We start from the raw sequence: 17,124 nt of genomic DNA, 5'->3' as shown, positions 1-17,124 counted from the left end.
GTCTTTTTTTTACCATTTTTTGAGTTGCTCGTAGATAAGGTGCAGTGGAAATCCCATCACATTGAAATAAGACCCTTCCATCTTTGTCACCCCAATAAAACCTATCCATTCCTGGATGCCATAAGCTCCTGCTTTATCAAACGGTTTGTAGGTTTTTATATAATGCCAGATTTCATCTTCTTCCAAAAAGCGAAAAGTGACTTTCGTCTCGTCCTCTACCGTCAGCTGTCTCTGCTTGTTTTTAAAGGTCACTGCAGTCATTACACTATGCGTAGCACCTGATAAGCTCTTCAGCATATCAAATGCCTCCTGCTCAGTTTCTGGTTTTCCAAGCACATGCCCATTTTCGATTACGACAGTATCAGAAGTAATCAATATCTCACCGTCATTTAAGGACTCTGGATAAGAATCTGCCTTCAACTTACTGAGATACGCTGCCACAAATTCCGGTTTCATATCTGCCGGAATCCGTTCATCTACTTCGTTTACTCTTACTTCAAATGCTACTTCAAGCCCTTTCAGCAACTCTTGTCTCCTCGGAGAGTTTGATGCCAGGATGATTTTTTTGTCCTTAAGATTACTTAAAAAAGGCCCCATAATCGAATTCAAATTCCTTTTGATTGATACTCGCAAAAAGCAATCCTCCCAAGGCTTTTGGATAAAAGTAGGTAGACTTTTGAGGCATCACATGTCCTGATCTACATACTTCAAGCACTTGTTTCATCTCCAACTCGCGAGTAATGATTGCAAAGCTAGCCTTTCCCTGTTGGACTTCATGAATACATCTGGAAAAATTTCTTTCATAATTTATTTGCTCCGAATGCCGCTGCTGCTCCAGTGGGATTCCCAGAATTTTCTCAAAAACCACCTCATGGAGAACAGCCAAATCCAGCTTTTTGATGACCTCCGGAAAATGAGAATCGATTGCTGAAAACTTCTCACTTTTTAATTGAAGCAAGTAGCTCTCATCGCCAATTACCAAACCATAAGACCATGGTTTATGAAATGCATAAGCCCCTAATTCCTCTTGATCGTGAAATTTCTTCACTTCAAACCACTCTTTCAATAACTCCAAAAACTCTGATTGACCTAGGTTCAAACCAGAGAATAAACGATGGGTAGGTAGTATTTTGAGATGGTTTCCGGATGTGTTTGTCAAGTACATCATATGATATTCAAATCCCTTCCATTTAGATTCAGGAAATTGGCCTTGGCACATCTTACGATAAGCTATAGCACCTTCCAATCGATGATGACCATCTGCTAAAATCACTTGTTTATCCTGCATGACTGCAAGGAATTTTTGAATAATTTCCGGATTTTGGATGACTCCCAATACCTCCCTTACTCCTTGATAATCTTCCAATTCATACAAAGGATTTGAGATTGCCTCATCCATGTATTCATCGAGTTGATTTTCAGAATCTTCATACAATCCATGAGTCGGACTAGCCTGAATCTCCGTTGCTTTCAACAAATCAATCCGATCATTTACAGCATGTACGATGGTATTTTCATGCCTCAGAATTATTTTCTCAGACCAGTCATAGGCTTTAATCTGTGCGATAAATCCTTTTCTGCATCGTTCTTCATGCTCTCCAGGCAATCGAAAATATTGGTAGTAAACATAAATCCCTGGTATTTCATCTTGGCAGATCACCTGTTCCTGCTTCCATTTATTTAAAAGTTCCTTGGCACTTTCTGCAGGATCTGGGCCTTTTGGCACAGACAAATGGATGGAATTCAGAGGATTTTCATACAATAACTGCCTTTGCTTTAATGAGACTACATCAAATAAAGGAGCGGTCAACTGTTCAATCTGGGAAATATAGTTGGGATTATATCTCCAGGCTTTGATGGGTAAAATTTCAGCCATTAGTGATCCAGTCGTTTTCTCCAAGCTGATACTTTCGGCGCATCAACTGTCTCATCTTTTTTGTTTGCTTTCCCTTTAGATGCTGCGAAAAACTCCACTGCCAATGCACTTAGTAGCTCCTTCTCTTCCACTGAAAATACCGGGTCCAAAACCTCAGGTTTAAAATATCGCTCCACAAATTTGGTGTCAAAATTCCCAGAGGTGAATGCTTCATGCTCCAATGTGAATTTGCAAAAACCTAAAGTGGTCTGAATTCCTGTAATCTTATAATCCTCAATAGCTCGGATCATTTTTTCAATCGCAGCAGTTCTATTTTCTGAATGCGTGATCAATTTGGCAATCATAGGATCGTAATAAATCGGGATTTTCATTCCCTCCTCAAAACCATCATCTACCCTGATTCCTGGTCCTTGGGGGCGTTTATAGGTTTCCAAAGTCCCTATATCCGGTAAGAAGTTATTGCAGGGATCTTCAGCATAAACTCTAACTTCCACTGCATGGCCATTAATGGTTAGATCTTCCTGATTATATGAAAGTTTTTTTCCTTCAGCAACCCAAATTTGCTCCCTTACCAGATCTTTTCCGGTGATCATCTCCGTCACTGGATGTTCCACTTGCAAACGGGTATTCATTTCTAGAAAGTAGAAATTCAAAGAGTCATCCACGATAAATTCGACAGTACCTGCACCGTAATAATTACAAGCTTTTGCAACGCCTACTGCCGCTTCTCCCATAGCCTTCCTCATTTCAGGTGTTACCACAGCTGAGGGAGCTTCCTCAATTACTTTTTGATGTCTCCGCTGAACGGAGCACTCTCTTTCGAATAAATAAACTGTATTACCAAATTGGTCTCCCAAGACTTGAATTTCAATATGTCGAGGAGAGGTAATGTATTTTTCAATAAATACTGCTCCATCTCCAAAAGCAGAAACTGCTTCACTGATTGCACGATCCATTTGCTCTTCAAACTCAGCTTCATTTTCAACTATCCTCATACCCTTTCCTCCTCCTCCGGCACTTGCTTTAATAAGGATTGGGTAACCTATTTCTGCTGCTACTTTTTTAGCTTCAGAGATATCTGAAATAGCCTCTTCCGTACCAGGAACCAAGGGAATGTCATAAGCTGAAACAGCCTGTTTAGCAGCCAATTTACTTCCCATCACCTCAATAGACTCTGGTGAAGGACCGATAAAAATTAATCCCGCATCTTTCACTTTTCTGGCGAAATCAGTATTTTCTGATAGAAATCCGTAGCCAGGATGGATGGCATCAACATTTAATTCCTTACAAACTTCTATGATTTTTTCTCCTAAAAGATAGGATTGATTGGAAGGTGGTGGCCCTAGGCAAACTGCCTCATCAGCAAACTTGACATGTGGCGAAAGCCTATCTGCTTCACTGTAAACAGCTACAGTCTTTATTCCCATTTCTTTTGCTGTGCGCATGATTCGAAGACTTATTTCACCTCGATTGGCAACCAGTATTTTCTTGATTTTGGGCATGCTTATTTATTTTCTAAGTTTTATTTGGGTCAGGGACGAATTAAGGAAAATTATCTGAGTATTGTAAAGAAAGCGTGGTTTCGAAAATCGTTTTTTGCTTAGACGGCATTAAAGTTTTATTTTTGACGGATTTTTGATGAAAAGATCACCTAAACTTAATCGTAACAGAACTCACCTAAAATAAAAAAACGCTTTGGATCTATTTGCAAAATTAAAAACGAATATGGGCCCGTTGGGCAAACACTCTGAGTTTGCAGACGGCTACTTCTCATTTCCTAAACTCGAAGGTGAAATTGCACCTCGTATGATGTTTCAAGGAAAAGAAGTTCTTACCTGGAGTTTGAATAACTATTTGGGTTTGGCCAATCATCCTGAAGTACGCAAAGCAGATGCAGATAGCGCTGCAAAGTGGGGTGCTGCATATCCGATGGGTGCACGTATGATGTCAGGTCAGACTACTATGCATGAGAAGTTGGAAGATGAATTGGCAAGTTTCGTTAAAAAAGAAAAAGCATACTTATTGAACTACGGCTATCAGGGCATCATGTCTGTGATCGATTCTCTTTTGGATAGAAAAGATGTTGTAGTATATGATTCCGAATGCCACGCTTGTATTATTGATGCATTGAGAATGCACATGGGCAAACGATATGTGTTCCCTCACAATGACATTGAAAACTGCGAAAAGCAACTGGAAAGAGCTACCAAGCTAGCAAAAGAAACTGGCGGAGGTATTCTTGTAATCACTGAAGGAGTATTCGGTATGACAGGAGATCAAGGCAAGCTGAAGGAAATCGTTGCTTTGAAGCAAAAATTTGATTTCAGACTATTGATCGATGATGCGCACGGTTTTGGCACCATGGGAAAAACTGGAGCTGGAACAGATGAAGAGCAAGGCGTACAAGATCAGGTAGATTTATATTTCTCCACTTTTGCCAAATCTATGGCAAGTATTGGAGCATTCATTGCAGGTGACGCAGAGGTGATCCTTTACCTTCGATATAACATGCGTTCTCAGATTTTCGCAAAGTCTCTTCCAATGTTATTGGTAGAAGGCGCATTGAAAAGATTGGAATTATTGAAAACACAGCCAGAATTGAAGGATAATCTATGGAAGATTGTACATGCTCTTCGTGATGGCTTGCATAAGAATGGATTCAGCACTGGGAAATCAAATTCACCGGTAACTCCTGTGGTTTTGAATGGTACAGTTGGAGAGGCTGCAGCCCTTTCAAAAGACCTAAGAGAGAATTACGGAATCTTCTGTTCTGTAGTGATTTATCCTGTTGTACCTAAAGGAATGATTATCTTGAGATTAATCCCAACAGCGGTTCACACCTTGGCAGATGTAGAGGAAACAATTCAGGCCTTTGCAGCAATCAAAGAAAAACTGACAAGTGGAGTTTATAAGAATTCTGAGTTGGCTATTTCTTTCGGAGAATAAAAAAAAATTCAAAAAAAACGGCCTCCTGATTGATTTAGCAAGTATTTAGGCTATATTGAACACTATAAACTTATCATCAACCTAATAAATAATCACTTTTACTATGAGCAGATTTAGTGAAGTTAAAGATCTAGTAATGGGCCTAGAAGCCGATTTTGAAAAATTCTATGATAAAGGTAACCAAGCTGCTGGTACCCGAGTTAGAAAAGGAATGCAAGACCTAAAGAATCTGGCACAGGACATTCGAAAAGAAGTTCAAGACAAGAAAAACGCCGGATGAGGTAAGTAATAAAAAAGGTGATCAAATGATCACCTTTTTTATTTAAAGAATTTTATAAAAGTGGAGCTTAAAACTCCACTTTATTATTTTCTTGTTCTACATCAGCCAATCTCTTACTCGGATCGATTTCGATAGACTTGATCATATCTTTATTTTTATCAATTCTGATTGATTTGGTCAAATTAGTCCAAGGCCAGTCTTCGCTGATTATTCTTGTTGGAGCACCTTCTTCTGGAGCTTTCTCCCCTCTCATAATCGCAAGTGGCAAATACACCATCTCTTGGGTTCCATCCTTATAAGTAATCACCAAATCAATAGGCATTGGCATCAAGCCAATTCTTTCTAGGATGATTTCAGTTTGGTTTCCTTGTTGGTTAACAGCCTTGATACCATAATCAATGGTTTTGGTGGTGTAAACAAAGTATTCTTTGTACCAGTCTAATTCCAGACCGCCTTCTTTTTCCATCACACGGATCACGTCATTCGCGTTTGGATGCTTGAATTTCCAAGTGTTCCAATAACGATGAAGTCCTCGATCCCTTGCTTCCTCTCCAATGATATAACCCATCTGGGCCATGAAAACAGCTCCTTTGCTATATGCAGCCGAGCTGTAGGCAGAATTTGTATGGTAATGATCAGAATGAGTACTCATCGGCTCTTCCAAACCACTTTTCGCCAATCTGTAATAACCCATGTAAGAACCTCTCATAGGATTATCAGAAGGCTGATAAATCGCCGACATTGTCAAGTTAGAAGCATAGGAAGTAAAACCTTCATCCATCCAAGGATACAAAGCTTCATTTGTACCTAGTACTCCTTGGTACCAGCTATGTGCCAACTCATGAGCCATCACGCCTACTAAACCTCTTAAGTTTCTACCTCCAGTAACCAAAGTAGACATCGGATATTCCATTCCACCGTCTCCACCCTGAATAACAGAGAATTGTTTGTAAGGGTACTGACCAAAGTGCTCAGACATAAACTGGATAGCTTTTGGAGTATATTCCTTTAGTTTTTCCCAGTTTTCAGTAGTCTCTGGATCAGGGATGAATAAATGGTGAACAGTAATTCCATTTTCCATTTCTACCTTTTCATGACGATACTTAGGATCTGCAGCCCACATAAAGTCATGAACCATTGGAGCTTTGAAATGCCAAGTCAGTGTATTTCCATCCACTTTGGGCACCTTAACACCTGCATCTTCATACCCATGACCAATTTCGTTAGGGTTTTGCAGGTAGCCAGTTCCTCCGAGGGTGTAGGTTTTATCTATAGTGATTTTCACATCAAAATCTCCCCAAATTCCATAAAACTCACGTCCTATGTAAGGGTTGGAATGCCAGCCTTGCTCGTCATATTCAGCCATTTTCGGATACCACTGAGACATAGAGTATCGAACTCCTTCTGAGCTATCTCTACCTGAACGACGGATTTGTATTGGAACCTGACCTACAAAAGACATTTTGAACTCTGCTTGAGAATTTGGCAAAATCGGCTTTGGAAGAGTCACTTCCAAAATGGTTTCTACTTCTTCATAGTCAACTTTCATCCCATCCATTGTCAACTCATTGACATGAAGGTATCCAATCTCATCCGGCTTCAGAGCGTTGATTCGATCTCCTACCCGTCTATCTGGATCTGAAATTGATCTTGATCTCTCATCCATCATGCTTCCCGGCTGGAAAGCATTGAAATAAAGGTGATAGAATACTTTGTAAAGGGTGTCTGGTGAATTGTTAGTATACTTTAGAACCTGCGTCCCAGTGTATTGATTGGAAGTAACATTCATATCTACTTCCATTTTGTAATCTGCAGCTTGCTGAAATCTTCCAGTTTGGGAAAAAACAGCAGTTCCTGAAACCACAAAAAGAAAAAGCCCTAAGAGAGGCTTATTCAGATTATAAAACATAGGAATATTTTTTTTACTGTAAATAAAACCAAAATGCATGCCGAGCCCAAACCACCTATAAAAAATCAAATTGATTTTGACGTGGGTCAATGGCCATTCAAAAAAATTCATCCGCAAGCTCGTTGAATTGTCTTATTTTAGAAAAAAAACAACCTTAAATACGCATGAGAAAACTTTACATCCTAACCTTTGCCTTGTTGCTAAGTTTGAGTTCGTATGCTCAAGAGGTGGACATGGATTTATTCAAATCTATGAAAGCTCGAAGTATAGGACCTGCTGCAATGAGTGGAAGAATTACTGCCATAGATGCGGTAGATGATAATCCATCCATCATCTATGCCGGATCCGCTTCAGGAGGCTTATGGAAATCAACTTCTGGTGGGATTACTTGGAAGCCAATTTTTGATGAGCAAAAAGTACATTCTATCGGTTCAATTTCCATTTATCAAAAAAACCCTAACATCATTTGGGTAGGTACTGGAGAAGGAAACCCAAGAAACTCCTTGAATTTGGGATACGGGGTTTATAGATCCTTAGATGCCGGAGAAACCTGGGAATTGATGGGATTAGAAAAAACAAGAGCTATCCATCGAATTATCGTTCATCCTGATGATCCAAACACTGTTTATGTAGGTGCAATCGGTTCTCCTTGGGGAGAGCAAGAAGACAGAGGATTATACAGAACTACAGATGGTGGTAAAACATGGGAAAAAATCCTTTACATAGATACCAAAACGGGTGTTGGTGAAATGATCATGGATCCGAATAATCCAAACAAGATCTTCGTCAACATGTGGCAGCATAGAAGATATCCATACTTTTTCGAATCTGGAGGACCTTCTTCTGGCTTGTATGTTACCTATGATGGCGGAGATACCTGGAAGGAACTAGATGAAAAGAACGGACTTCCTAAAGGTGATTTGGGAAGAATGGGATTGGCTATTTCAGCGGCTAACAGCGATAAAATCTATGCATTGATCGAATCTTCTAAAAATGCATTGTATGTATCTGAAGATGGAGGAAATAACTTTAAGATGATCAATTCTGATGGTTCTATCGGAGACCGACCTTTTTATTATTTTGATATCCACGCTGACCCTAAAAATGAAAACAGGCTTTACACACTTTATTCAAGAGTAGGAATTACCGAAGATGGAGGAAATACATTCACCCAATTGCTACAATACCAAGGTGTCCACCCAGATCATCATGCTTGGTACATCAACCCTAACGATCCAAAAATCCTGATTGATGGAAATGACGGTGGATTGAACATCTCTCGAGATGGCGGTAAAACATGGTTCTTTGCCGATAATTTGCCTGTAGGACAGTTTTATCATGTGAATGTAGACAATGAAATTCCTTATAATATCTATGGAGGAATGCAAGACAATGGTTCTTGGACTGGACCTGCATACGTTTGGAGAAGAGATGGAATTAGAAATAGCTATTGGCAAGAAGTTTCTTTTGGTGATGGCTTCGATGTAGTTTCACATCCTGCAAACTCAAGATTCGGTTATACCATGTCTCAGGCTGGGAATGTTTCCCGATTTGATAAGGCAACTGGTCACAATAAAACTATCCGTCCTACGCATCCTGATAGTGATGTCTTTTTGAGATTTAACTGGAACGCGGCTATAGCCCAAGATCCACATGATGAAAACACGCTTTATTATGGATCACAGTTCCTTCACAAATCCACTGATAGCGGTGACACCTGGGAGATCATTTCTCCGGATCTTACTACCAATGACTCTACTAAGCAGAGACAGCAAAAAACCGGTGGTTTGACATATGATATTACGGGTGCTGAAAACCACACAACTATCATCGCTATCGCTCCTAGCCCAGTTAATCCAAATGTGATTTGGGTAGGAACAGATGATGGAAATGTACAGGTAACAAAAGATGGAGGAAAATCCTGGACTAATGTAGTTGGTAAATTGACTGGTTTACCGAAGGCTTCTTGGATTCCTCAGATTCAAGCATCTACCTATGATGCAAACGAGGCTTGGATAATCGCTAACAATTACAGAAATAATGACTTCACTGCCTATGCTTATCATACATCCAATGGTGGTTCTAGTTTTACAAGAATTGTAAATGATTCTCAAGTTTGGGGATATACTTTATCTATTAAGCAAGATCCAGTTGAGCCAAATTTGGTATTTCTAGGAACAGAATACGGGCTCTATGTCAGCTTTGATAAGGCTAAAACATGGAACAAATGGGAGCATGGTTATCCAAAGGCTGTTTCAACTTATGACATGACTATTCAGGAAAGAGAAGCTGATTTGGTAATCGGAACTTTCGGAAGAGCATTCTATGTATTAGATGATATCAGACCTTTGCGCGTTTTTGCAGCAAATGGTGGAGCAAAACCGAGTGCAAAAATCACTGCTGTTCCAGCACCAGATGCTTACCAAGCAGAAATTCAGCAACCAGTAGGTGAAAGATTCCCAGCAGATGGAATTTTCGCTGGAGAAAACAGAGATACAGGAGGAAGATTAAGCTTTATTATCAATGATGATAAAGAGAAATTGGATACCGTAACAGTTAAAATCTTCAATAAAGCTGGAGAGCAAATCAGAACTTTGAAAACTGTTCCTTCTAAAGGAGTAAACAGAATAAGCTGGAACCTTGATAGAAAATCCACTGTAGAATCAACTGGTGGATTTGGTGGCCGTGGTGGCGGAGGAAGAAGATCAGGATTTTTCGAGCCTTCAGGAGGTGATGCTTTACCTGGAACCTATAAAGTAGTATTTGCTTATGGAGAAGAAGAATCTGAAACAAGCATTAAAGTTTATTCTGACCCAAGAATCCAGGTAAACATGGCGGATCTGAAAGCGAAAGATGAGTTCCTGAAGAAATTAGAAGCTCTTTCCAGCGAGGTTTCTGAGTCTACCAAGAAATTGGATGAAGCTCAAAAAGTGATTGATAAAGTGATGACTTTGACCAAAGATGTAGAGACAGATGAAGCCAAAGAATTGGCCAAGGCAGCAAAAGACATCAAGAAAAAATTGGATACTACTCGCGAAGCTTTCTCTGGACCAACTATGGAAGGTCAAGGAATCGTAAGAAACCTGTATCCAACTACGATGAGCAAGGTATTTGCCCCAAGAAGCTATGTTAACTCTTCTTATTCTGCCCCTGGTGAAACAGAGCAAAGGCTATATGATCAAGGAAAACAAGCCGCAGATCAGGCCATTGCCAAAGTGGATGAGTTTATGAATGGTGATTGGAAAGAATTCGAAGAAAAAGTGAAAAACACTAAAATTGACCTGTTCGAAAATGTGAAGAACTAATCAAACAGGATAAAAACAAAAAGCACCTAGAGATTCTTTAGGTGCTTTTTTTGTTTCATACATTAAGATATTGATTTAAACTTTTACGAAAAAAGGCCTGCAAATACAGGCCTTAAATTTTTCAAAATTTACAGCTTATCTATTTCCATAGAGGTCAGAATAGTAATCCTGATAAGCTCCAGAAGTCACGTGGTCCAGCCATTCTTGGTTATTCAAATACCAATCAATTGTGATTTCTATTCCTTCTTCGAACTGCAAGCTTGGCTCCCATCCGAGTTCTTCTTTGATTTTAGTAGCATCAATCGCATAGCGCATATCATGGCCAGCCCGATCCGTTACAAAAGTGATCAACTTCTCAGAAGTCCCTTTTTCACGACCTAATTTCTCATCCATTTTCTGACAAAGCAGCCTTACGATATCGATGTTCTTCCACTCATTGAAACCACCAATATTGTAGGTTTCTCCTGCTTTCCCTTTATGAAAAACCGTATCAATAGCTCTGGCATGATCCTTTACAAACAACCAATCTCTAATATTCTCGCCTTTTCCATAAACCGGAAGCGGTTTATTGTTTCTGATATTATGGATACAAAGTGGAATTAACTTTTCAGGAAAGTGATTCGGTCCATAATTATTAGAACAATTGGAAACAACTGTTCTTATTTTATAAGTATTTGCGTAAGCTCTTACAAAATGATCAGAAGAAGCCTTAGATGCAGAATAAGGAGACTGAGGATCGTATGGAGTAGTTTCTAAAAAGAATCCACCGTCATGTAAAGAACCGTAAACCTCATCTGTAGAGACATGATAAAACAAATGCTTTGAAAGGTCCTCTTTCCAATATTCTTTGGCTGCGTTCAACAAATTAACTGTTCCAAATACATTGGTTTTCACAAAAGCCAAAGGGTCTGAAATTGATCTATCCACATGTGACTCTGCTGCCAAATGGATAACATCTGTAATCTGATGCTTCGCAAAAATCTCATTTAACTTATCCGCATCCTGAATGTCTGCTTTTTCGAAGCTATAGTTGGAGGCTCCCTCAATTTCCTTCAGATTTTCCAGGTTTCCTGCATAAGTCAATGCGTCCAAATTGACAATCTGATAGTCTGGGTATTTCTCTACAAAAAGTTTCACCACATGGCTGCCAATGAATCCAGCTCCGCCAGTGATCAAAATTGATTTTATCATGTTTACAGTTCTATTTTTTATAGTAATCCAAGTACCATTTGGTAAAGGCTCCTACTCCATCTTCGATATGAGTAGCTGGCTTGTATCCCGTGTCTCTTACCAAATCAGTCACATCCGCATGCGAAGCGGGAACATCACCTGGCTGCAATGGTAGCAGTTCCATTTTAGCCTCTTTGCCAAGTCCCTTTTCTACTGCTTTGATGTAATCCATCAAAAGGACTGGTGAGGAATTTCCGATATTATAAACTTTGAAAGGTGCTCTTCCACTTCCTGGATCAGGGTTTTGCGGATCAAAATCTTTGTTTGCCGAAGCTGGTCTATCTGCTACTCGGATTACTCCTTCCACAATGTCATCTATGTATGTAAAATCCCTCTTCATTTTACCATAGTTGAAAACCTTAATTGGCTCTCCTTTTAAAATCGCTTCTGTGAAAAGGAATAATGCCATGTCAGGTCTGCCCCATGGGCCATAAACAGTAAAGAACCTCAAACCTGTTGTAGGTATTCCAAACAAGTGGCTGTATGTATGAGCCATCAACTCATTGGATTTTTTTGAGGCTGCATACAAACTGATCGGATGATCTACAGAATCTGAAGTCGAAAAAGGAAGTTTTTCATTTGCTCCATAAACTGAGCTAGAAGAAGCATAAACCAAATGCTTTACAGGATGAAATCTGCAACACTCCAAAATATTCAAAAAGGCAACAATATTACTCTGAATATAAACCTCTGGATGTGTTAATGAATATCTTACCCCAGCTTGAGCAGCTAAATGGATGACCACATCAAATTTCTCCTCCTTAAACAAATCCAGTAAACTTTCCTTTTCGGCAAGCTCCATTTGGACGAACCTATACCCTGGAAGCTGAGTGGATTGAACAAGTTGGTTTTTGGAAATTTCTTCTTTGGCTATCCCCATGGACGCCAAGCGGGCATATTTTAAATTGATATCGTAATAATCATTGATAATATCTAAGCCAACTACCTCTTCTCCTCTTCCCAACAATTTGCGGGCGACATGAAAACCAATAAATCCAGCGGTTCCGGTAACCAGATACTTCATATAAAAGTGTATTACGTGATCAGGCCCTAAATATAAGTCATTCTGATGGACTGACCTCCTTCAAAAGCTGTTGGTATCGTTCAAAAATTTCTGAATGGATAGCTGGACGGCTATAATTCTCGACAACTTCCTGAAATAGAGCCGCTGCCATTTTTGCCATGCTATCTCTTTTCACATAGGCAAACTCAATTGCTTCTTTCAATACTGCTGCATCTTTTACCGGAAAAATCAATCCTGTTTTTTGTTGGGTAATGATATCTACATTCCCGATTATATCTGAGCAAATCACTGGGAGTTGCATCGCTCCAGCTTCCAAAAGCACATTTGGAAAACCTTCCCGATGGGATGGATGAACCAATACATCTGCCAAAGCCATGTAATGAGCCACATGATCAGACCAATCGATTTGAATGATCCGAGGATGATCTGTGATCGTTTGGATTGTTTCTGGGGATAAAGGATTCAAATCCTGTTCAAAACTTCCCAGCAAAACCAACTTGGATTTATTGACAATTTTTGAATTGACAAAAGCTGACACCAACTCTTCAATTCCTTTATCTTTTACTAACCGGCCAACAGAAAGCAAAACAAATTCATCTTCTCCAGGAAGAATCCGCATAGTTGCAGCTACCAAATGATTTTCCTTGAGTGCATTTCGATTGAATTTGCTTAGATCAACCCCATTTGAGGAGCCTTTACCTATGATGTGTAATTTATCCTCGGGACAAAGATTTTCTTTGAGCACAAACTTTTTGAGTCCCATCGAATTAGGCCAAACTTCAGTTGCATTCTGGTAGGTGTATTTCTCAACCTTCTCCAAAAGTCCCTTCTTTCCTCCTTCTGCTGCCATGTAAGGAATTCCTGCCAAAGTATGGATTCTGACTTTTACCCCAGCCAATTTCGCAGCAATCATACTCAAAATCCCAGCTTTGGGCGTATGAGAATGTACTATATCGGGTTGCTCTCGCTTGAAAAGTTGATAGAGCTGATAAAGGCACTTAATATCCTCTATTGGAGTAATCTGTCTTGTAAAAGGAATTACTTCATGCCTCACCCCTTCTGATTTCACTACTTGCGAAACTTCTCTCCCATCTGCACTGACCATGATTACCTCAAAGCCATTTTTTTTCATAAAATTCATTTGCCCAGCAAGCAAAAGTTTAAGAGAAATGGGAACGGTGGTGATTCGAATTAATTTGGGCATGAAAAAGCTTGAATATGGCGCAAAGGTAAGATTTTATCGTCTTTTATGCCTCTAAAAGTGCAAATGGTATTCCAATAAATGAATTCTCACTTAATCCCCTTCTTCCAATTCAAAAATAGCTTCCATCGCTACCCCAAAAACTCTGGCGATTTTTAATGCCAATACCGTTGAGGGAACATATTTCCCCGCTTCGATGCTATTAATGGTCTGTCTGGAAACATTCACTTTTTCGGCTAGATCCTGTTGAGTCATGTTTTTTCTCGCCCTTTCCACTTTGATGGTATTTTTCATAAAGCCATACTAGGTTTTTTGCTTTGACAATACATGATCCAACTGTACTTAAGGATAAATAAAACCGGAATTGAGAGCATGTTGAAAAATAAAAATGAAAGTTTTTTTGAACCATCAATTAGAATAGTTCCCACGATATTAAGAGTGAAATATCCATAACAGGCAAAAAGTATTGAATCCAACCTCAGGTTTTGAAACCTATGCGGAAGTAAGATTTTTGTAAGCATATCGGTCAAATTTTAGAGTTAGTCTTTTGAAGCGATATACTTCTGATACTGAAAAGCTCCATAGATGTAGGCGTTCAATAAAAACAATACCAGGTAAGCTGAAAATATTTCAGAGACGATACTCCCATATCTCACATAATTAATCAGCATAATTGCGGCTAATCCCCAGATCAACCAATAAAATCCTGTTTGAAACGCCTGTAAACGAAATGATTTAATCATCTCATCTTCTTCCTTTTCTCTGGATAAATTCAGCAATCCAAAACCAATAGCCCAAAAACCATAGATGATCTGAGCCGAATCATCCGGGCTGATATCTAGTCTTGAAAATGCCATCCCGATCACCAAAAGAACTGGTAAAGGGAAAAATAGAAATGCCACTTTCTTCCATACAGGAGAAAGTAAAGGAACGTGAAGTATTGATTTCTCTTTCATAAGTCAAGTAATTTTTACCAAATGTAAAACAAACTTTACTTATTGTCAAGATATTCTTACACAATTTTTTAATTGGAAATAGAAAAGAAGTAACAGATTCAAGTAGAAAATTCTCTTTTCCGCAATAAAACAAGGCTTTTATTTACCTTTAAGCATTAATTCCATTCAATTATTTGAAATCCCATGCTTTCAACTCAAAAAATTGCAATTATTGGCTGTGGCAACCTTGGTTCCTCAATAGCCAATGGCCTATTAGAAAAAGACAGCTTTGACCCTAAAAACCTTACCCTTACAAAAAGAAACACATTAAGTCTTTCTGGTTTTGAGGCAAGAGGAGCTCATGTTCATTCCGATAATTTAATTGCTGCCAAATATGCTGACATCATTTTATTAGGTGTAAAGCCCTACAATGTTGCTCCTATTTTGGAAGAGATCAAACCAGCATTGGATCCTAAGAAGCAATTGATCATTTCCTTGGCTACAGGTATCACTCTCAAAGAAATGTATGCTGTCATTGACCCAAAGACAGTTGCATTCAGAGCCATGCCAAACATTGCTGCAGATATTCAAGAATCAATCACCTGTATCTGCCAAAGTGGAGCAAATCTGGAACAAATTGCTTTGGCTAAAGAGCTGTTTAATTCGATTGGGATTACCATTGATATCGATGAATCCTTGATGGAGGCTTCGACAGTTTTAGGTGCTTGCGGAATCGCATATGTACTGAGATTTATGCGTGCTATGATCCAAGGCGGAATTCAAATTGGATTTGATTCCAAAACCGCAAGTAGAATTGTAAACCAGACAGTCAAAGGCGCGGCGGAATTAATGATCCAGCAAAACATACATCCAGAAGAAGCCATTGACAAAGTGACAACTCCAAAAGGTTGCACGATTGTAGGATTGAATGAGATGGAACACCAAGGATTTAGTTCCGCAATGGTAAGAGGTGTAATAGCCAGTTTTGAAAAGATCGAAAAAAAATAAGGTTCAGAAACTAAATTATCTAAAAATCAAGGAATAGTTATTTAATATCACTCTAAAATTATATTTGTTCAAAAAAGAATAATTTAACTTTTGTTTTTCTTTTGAATCTTTTTACTAGTTTTGTCTCGGGTGATAAACAACTTTTGCTATTCCTTTTTAAAAGACTCGATTTTTCAAGGAAGGACTGTTTGGTAATTTTTTCCTCCTTCCTTTTGTTTTAAATCCAAACTGCTCATAAAAAAGCCTTCTGAATAAATCCAGAAGGCTTTTTTAATTGATATGGCTACTCTAAAAATTATTCAAAAATCTCTTTCAGTTTACTTTCAAGACTAGGACCTCTCAAATCCTTTCCGATGATTTTTCCATCCGGATCAATCAAATAAGTTGCTGGAATTGCATTGACCTGATACGTTTCTGCTGCCACGGAATTGAAATATTTTAGATCTGAAACTTGAGTCCAAGTCAATCCATCTTCGAAAATTGCATCTACCCAAGCTTCACGGGTCCGGTCTAAAGACACTCCAAACACTTCAAAACCCTGATCTTTGTATTGATTATAAAGTCTTACCACGTTTGGATTCTCTTCTCTGCAAGGCTTGCACCAGCCAGCCCAAAAATCAATCATAACGTATTTTCCTCTAAAATCAGAAAGCTTTACCATTTGTCCTTCTGGATTTGGCAATTCAATTTCAGGTGCAACCTGTCCCATTGACAAAGCTCTCATCTCATCCAGTTGTTGTTTCAGCTGAATGATCATCTTCGTCTCAGGATATTTTTCATTCAATTCAGTTACCAAACTATCCAAAAACTGAAATTCATTCTTCGAATTCAAAAGACCAATTGCTGCTAGGGAAGCAAAACTATCTCCCATGCTATTGATCACATCTTTCACTTGCTTTGCCTGATCATCTTCCAAAAGAAGTGCATCCGCCTGAATTTTCTTGATAGCTTCTGTATCATTGCTACTCATTGCTTCATAGTACGCCTCATTCAAATTGTTAACCTTCTCTTGGTATCTGGAAATCAAACCGTCTATTTTTTGCATCTCCTGGCTGTCTTTAGAACCGGTGATTGCCAAACTCTCTGGATCAGAAAAATCATAGGCTATTTGTACATCTTCCTTGAAAAGTGCCAAGCGTACGGATCTTTGACCAAATAAATTGAGCTCGTAGAAAGTCGGAACGTCAACATCAAGGTTGTAATCAAATTTGCCATCCGATTTCAACTCAAGCGTATCCACAACAACAGGGCGGCTCTCCGTAAATCTGGATAGGATAACCAATCCTTCTGGCGCATTTTCTATTTGACCAGAAACACTGACCACTCCATCATTTTCAGATTCCCCGCTGGTGCAGGAAAAAACCGATAGGCTAAGTAGAAAGATGAATGAAAGCAATGAATACTTCATAA

Annotated in this window: 14 protein-coding genes; 4 read left to right on the top strand and 10 right to left on the bottom strand. The window is 39.0% G+C overall.

Going from position 1 to position 17,124, the window contains the following annotated elements:
* Nucleotides 1–9: 9 nt before the first annotated feature.
* Genes J0A69_RS11880 through accC form a run of 3 tightly spaced genes read right to left on the bottom strand, consistent with a single transcriptional unit; the run spans nucleotide 10 to nucleotide 3,378 of the window.
* Nucleotides 10–597, bottom strand: coding sequence for a Maf family nucleotide pyrophosphatase (locus J0A69_RS11880; RefSeq protein WP_206586769.1), 588 nt, complete (start codon nucleotides 595–597; stop codon nucleotides 10–12).
* The gene (locus tag J0A69_RS11875) at nucleotides 578–1,876 is read right to left on the bottom strand and encodes a DUF1015 domain-containing protein (RefSeq protein ID WP_206586768.1); all 1,299 of its coding nucleotides are present in this window, start codon (nucleotides 1,874–1,876) and stop codon (nucleotides 578–580) included. Before J0A69_RS11875 ends, J0A69_RS11880 begins: the two co-directional genes overlap by 20 nt.
* Nucleotides 1,876–3,378: an acetyl-CoA carboxylase biotin carboxylase subunit gene (gene accC, locus J0A69_RS11870; RefSeq protein ID WP_206586767.1), complete on the bottom strand. Its 1,503-nt coding sequence runs from the start codon at nucleotides 3,376–3,378 to the stop codon at nucleotides 1,876–1,878. The genes J0A69_RS11875 and accC overlap by 1 nt, the downstream gene beginning before the upstream one ends.
* Nucleotides 3,379–3,571: 193 nt before the next feature.
* Here accC and J0A69_RS11865 point away from each other — a divergent pair, with 193 nt between their 5' ends.
* Nucleotides 3,572–4,822, top strand: coding sequence for an aminotransferase class I/II-fold pyridoxal phosphate-dependent enzyme (locus J0A69_RS11865; protein WP_206586766.1), 1,251 nt, complete (start codon nucleotides 3,572–3,574; stop codon nucleotides 4,820–4,822).
* A 103-nt stretch (nucleotides 4,823–4,925) separates the two neighbouring features.
* Nucleotides 4,926–5,102 carry a histone H1 gene (locus tag J0A69_RS11860; protein ID WP_206586765.1) on the top strand — a complete coding sequence of 59 codons (177 nt, stop codon included), beginning with the start codon at nucleotides 4,926–4,928 and terminating at the stop codon, nucleotides 5,100–5,102.
* Between the two features lie 67 nt (nucleotides 5,103–5,169).
* Here J0A69_RS11860 and J0A69_RS11855 read toward each other — a convergent pair whose 3' ends face one another.
* Complete coding sequence (locus J0A69_RS11855; RefSeq protein ID WP_206586764.1) at nucleotides 5,170–7,011, bottom strand: M1 family metallopeptidase; 1,842 nt, start codon at nucleotides 7,009–7,011, stop codon at nucleotides 5,170–5,172.
* A gap of 164 nt (nucleotides 7,012–7,175) precedes the next feature.
* Between J0A69_RS11855 and J0A69_RS11850 the strand changes: the two genes are divergently transcribed.
* A complete protein-coding gene (locus J0A69_RS11850; RefSeq protein WP_206586763.1) occupies nucleotides 7,176–10,316 on the top strand; it encodes a WD40/YVTN/BNR-like repeat-containing protein in 3,141 nt (1,046 codons plus the stop codon).
* A 135-nt stretch (nucleotides 10,317–10,451) separates the two neighbouring features.
* Here the strand turns inward: J0A69_RS11850 and rfbB are convergent, their stop codons facing one another.
* The 5 genes from rfbB to J0A69_RS11825 form a co-directional block, all read right to left on the bottom strand.
* Nucleotides 10,452–11,507 carry a dTDP-glucose 4,6-dehydratase gene (rfbB, locus tag J0A69_RS11845; protein ID WP_206586762.1) on the bottom strand — a complete coding sequence of 352 codons (1,056 nt, stop codon included), beginning with the start codon at nucleotides 11,505–11,507 and terminating at the stop codon, nucleotides 10,452–10,454.
* A gap of 10 nt (nucleotides 11,508–11,517) precedes the next feature.
* Nucleotides 11,518–12,570 (bottom strand): NAD-dependent epimerase, encoded by a 1,053-nt coding sequence (locus J0A69_RS11840; RefSeq protein WP_206586761.1) that lies wholly within the window; start codon nucleotides 12,568–12,570, stop codon nucleotides 11,518–11,520.
* Between the two features lie 37 nt (nucleotides 12,571–12,607).
* Nucleotides 12,608–13,774 carry a glycosyltransferase family 4 protein gene (locus J0A69_RS11835; RefSeq protein WP_206586760.1) on the bottom strand — a complete coding sequence of 389 codons (1,167 nt, stop codon included), beginning with the start codon at nucleotides 13,772–13,774 and terminating at the stop codon, nucleotides 12,608–12,610.
* 90 nt (nucleotides 13,775–13,864) lie between these two features.
* Complete coding sequence (locus J0A69_RS11830) at nucleotides 13,865–14,065, bottom strand: helix-turn-helix transcriptional regulator (protein ID WP_206586759.1); 201 nt, start codon at nucleotides 14,063–14,065, stop codon at nucleotides 13,865–13,867.
* A gap of 245 nt (nucleotides 14,066–14,310) precedes the next feature.
* Nucleotides 14,311–14,727, bottom strand: coding sequence for a hypothetical protein (locus tag J0A69_RS11825; RefSeq protein ID WP_206586758.1), 417 nt, complete (start codon nucleotides 14,725–14,727; stop codon nucleotides 14,311–14,313).
* A gap of 183 nt (nucleotides 14,728–14,910) precedes the next feature.
* Between J0A69_RS11825 and proC the strand changes: the two genes are divergently transcribed.
* Complete coding sequence (gene proC / locus J0A69_RS11820; RefSeq protein WP_206586757.1) at nucleotides 14,911–15,714, top strand: pyrroline-5-carboxylate reductase; 804 nt, start codon at nucleotides 14,911–14,913, stop codon at nucleotides 15,712–15,714.
* 295 nt (nucleotides 15,715–16,009) lie between these two features.
* Here proC and J0A69_RS11815 read toward each other — a convergent pair whose 3' ends face one another.
* The gene (locus J0A69_RS11815) at nucleotides 16,010–17,122 is read right to left on the bottom strand and encodes a TlpA disulfide reductase family protein (protein ID WP_206586756.1); all 1,113 of its coding nucleotides are present in this window, start codon (nucleotides 17,120–17,122) and stop codon (nucleotides 16,010–16,012) included.
* Between the last annotated feature and the right edge of the window lie 2 nt (nucleotides 17,123–17,124).

Origin of the sequence: Algoriphagus pacificus (assembly GCF_017254845.1) — a bacterium.
GTDB lineage: Bacteria > Bacteroidota > Bacteroidia > Cytophagales > Cyclobacteriaceae > Algoriphagus > Algoriphagus pacificus.
Note: the sequence above shows the minus strand (reverse complement) of the source record. Positions and strands in the feature narration are given on the sequence as shown.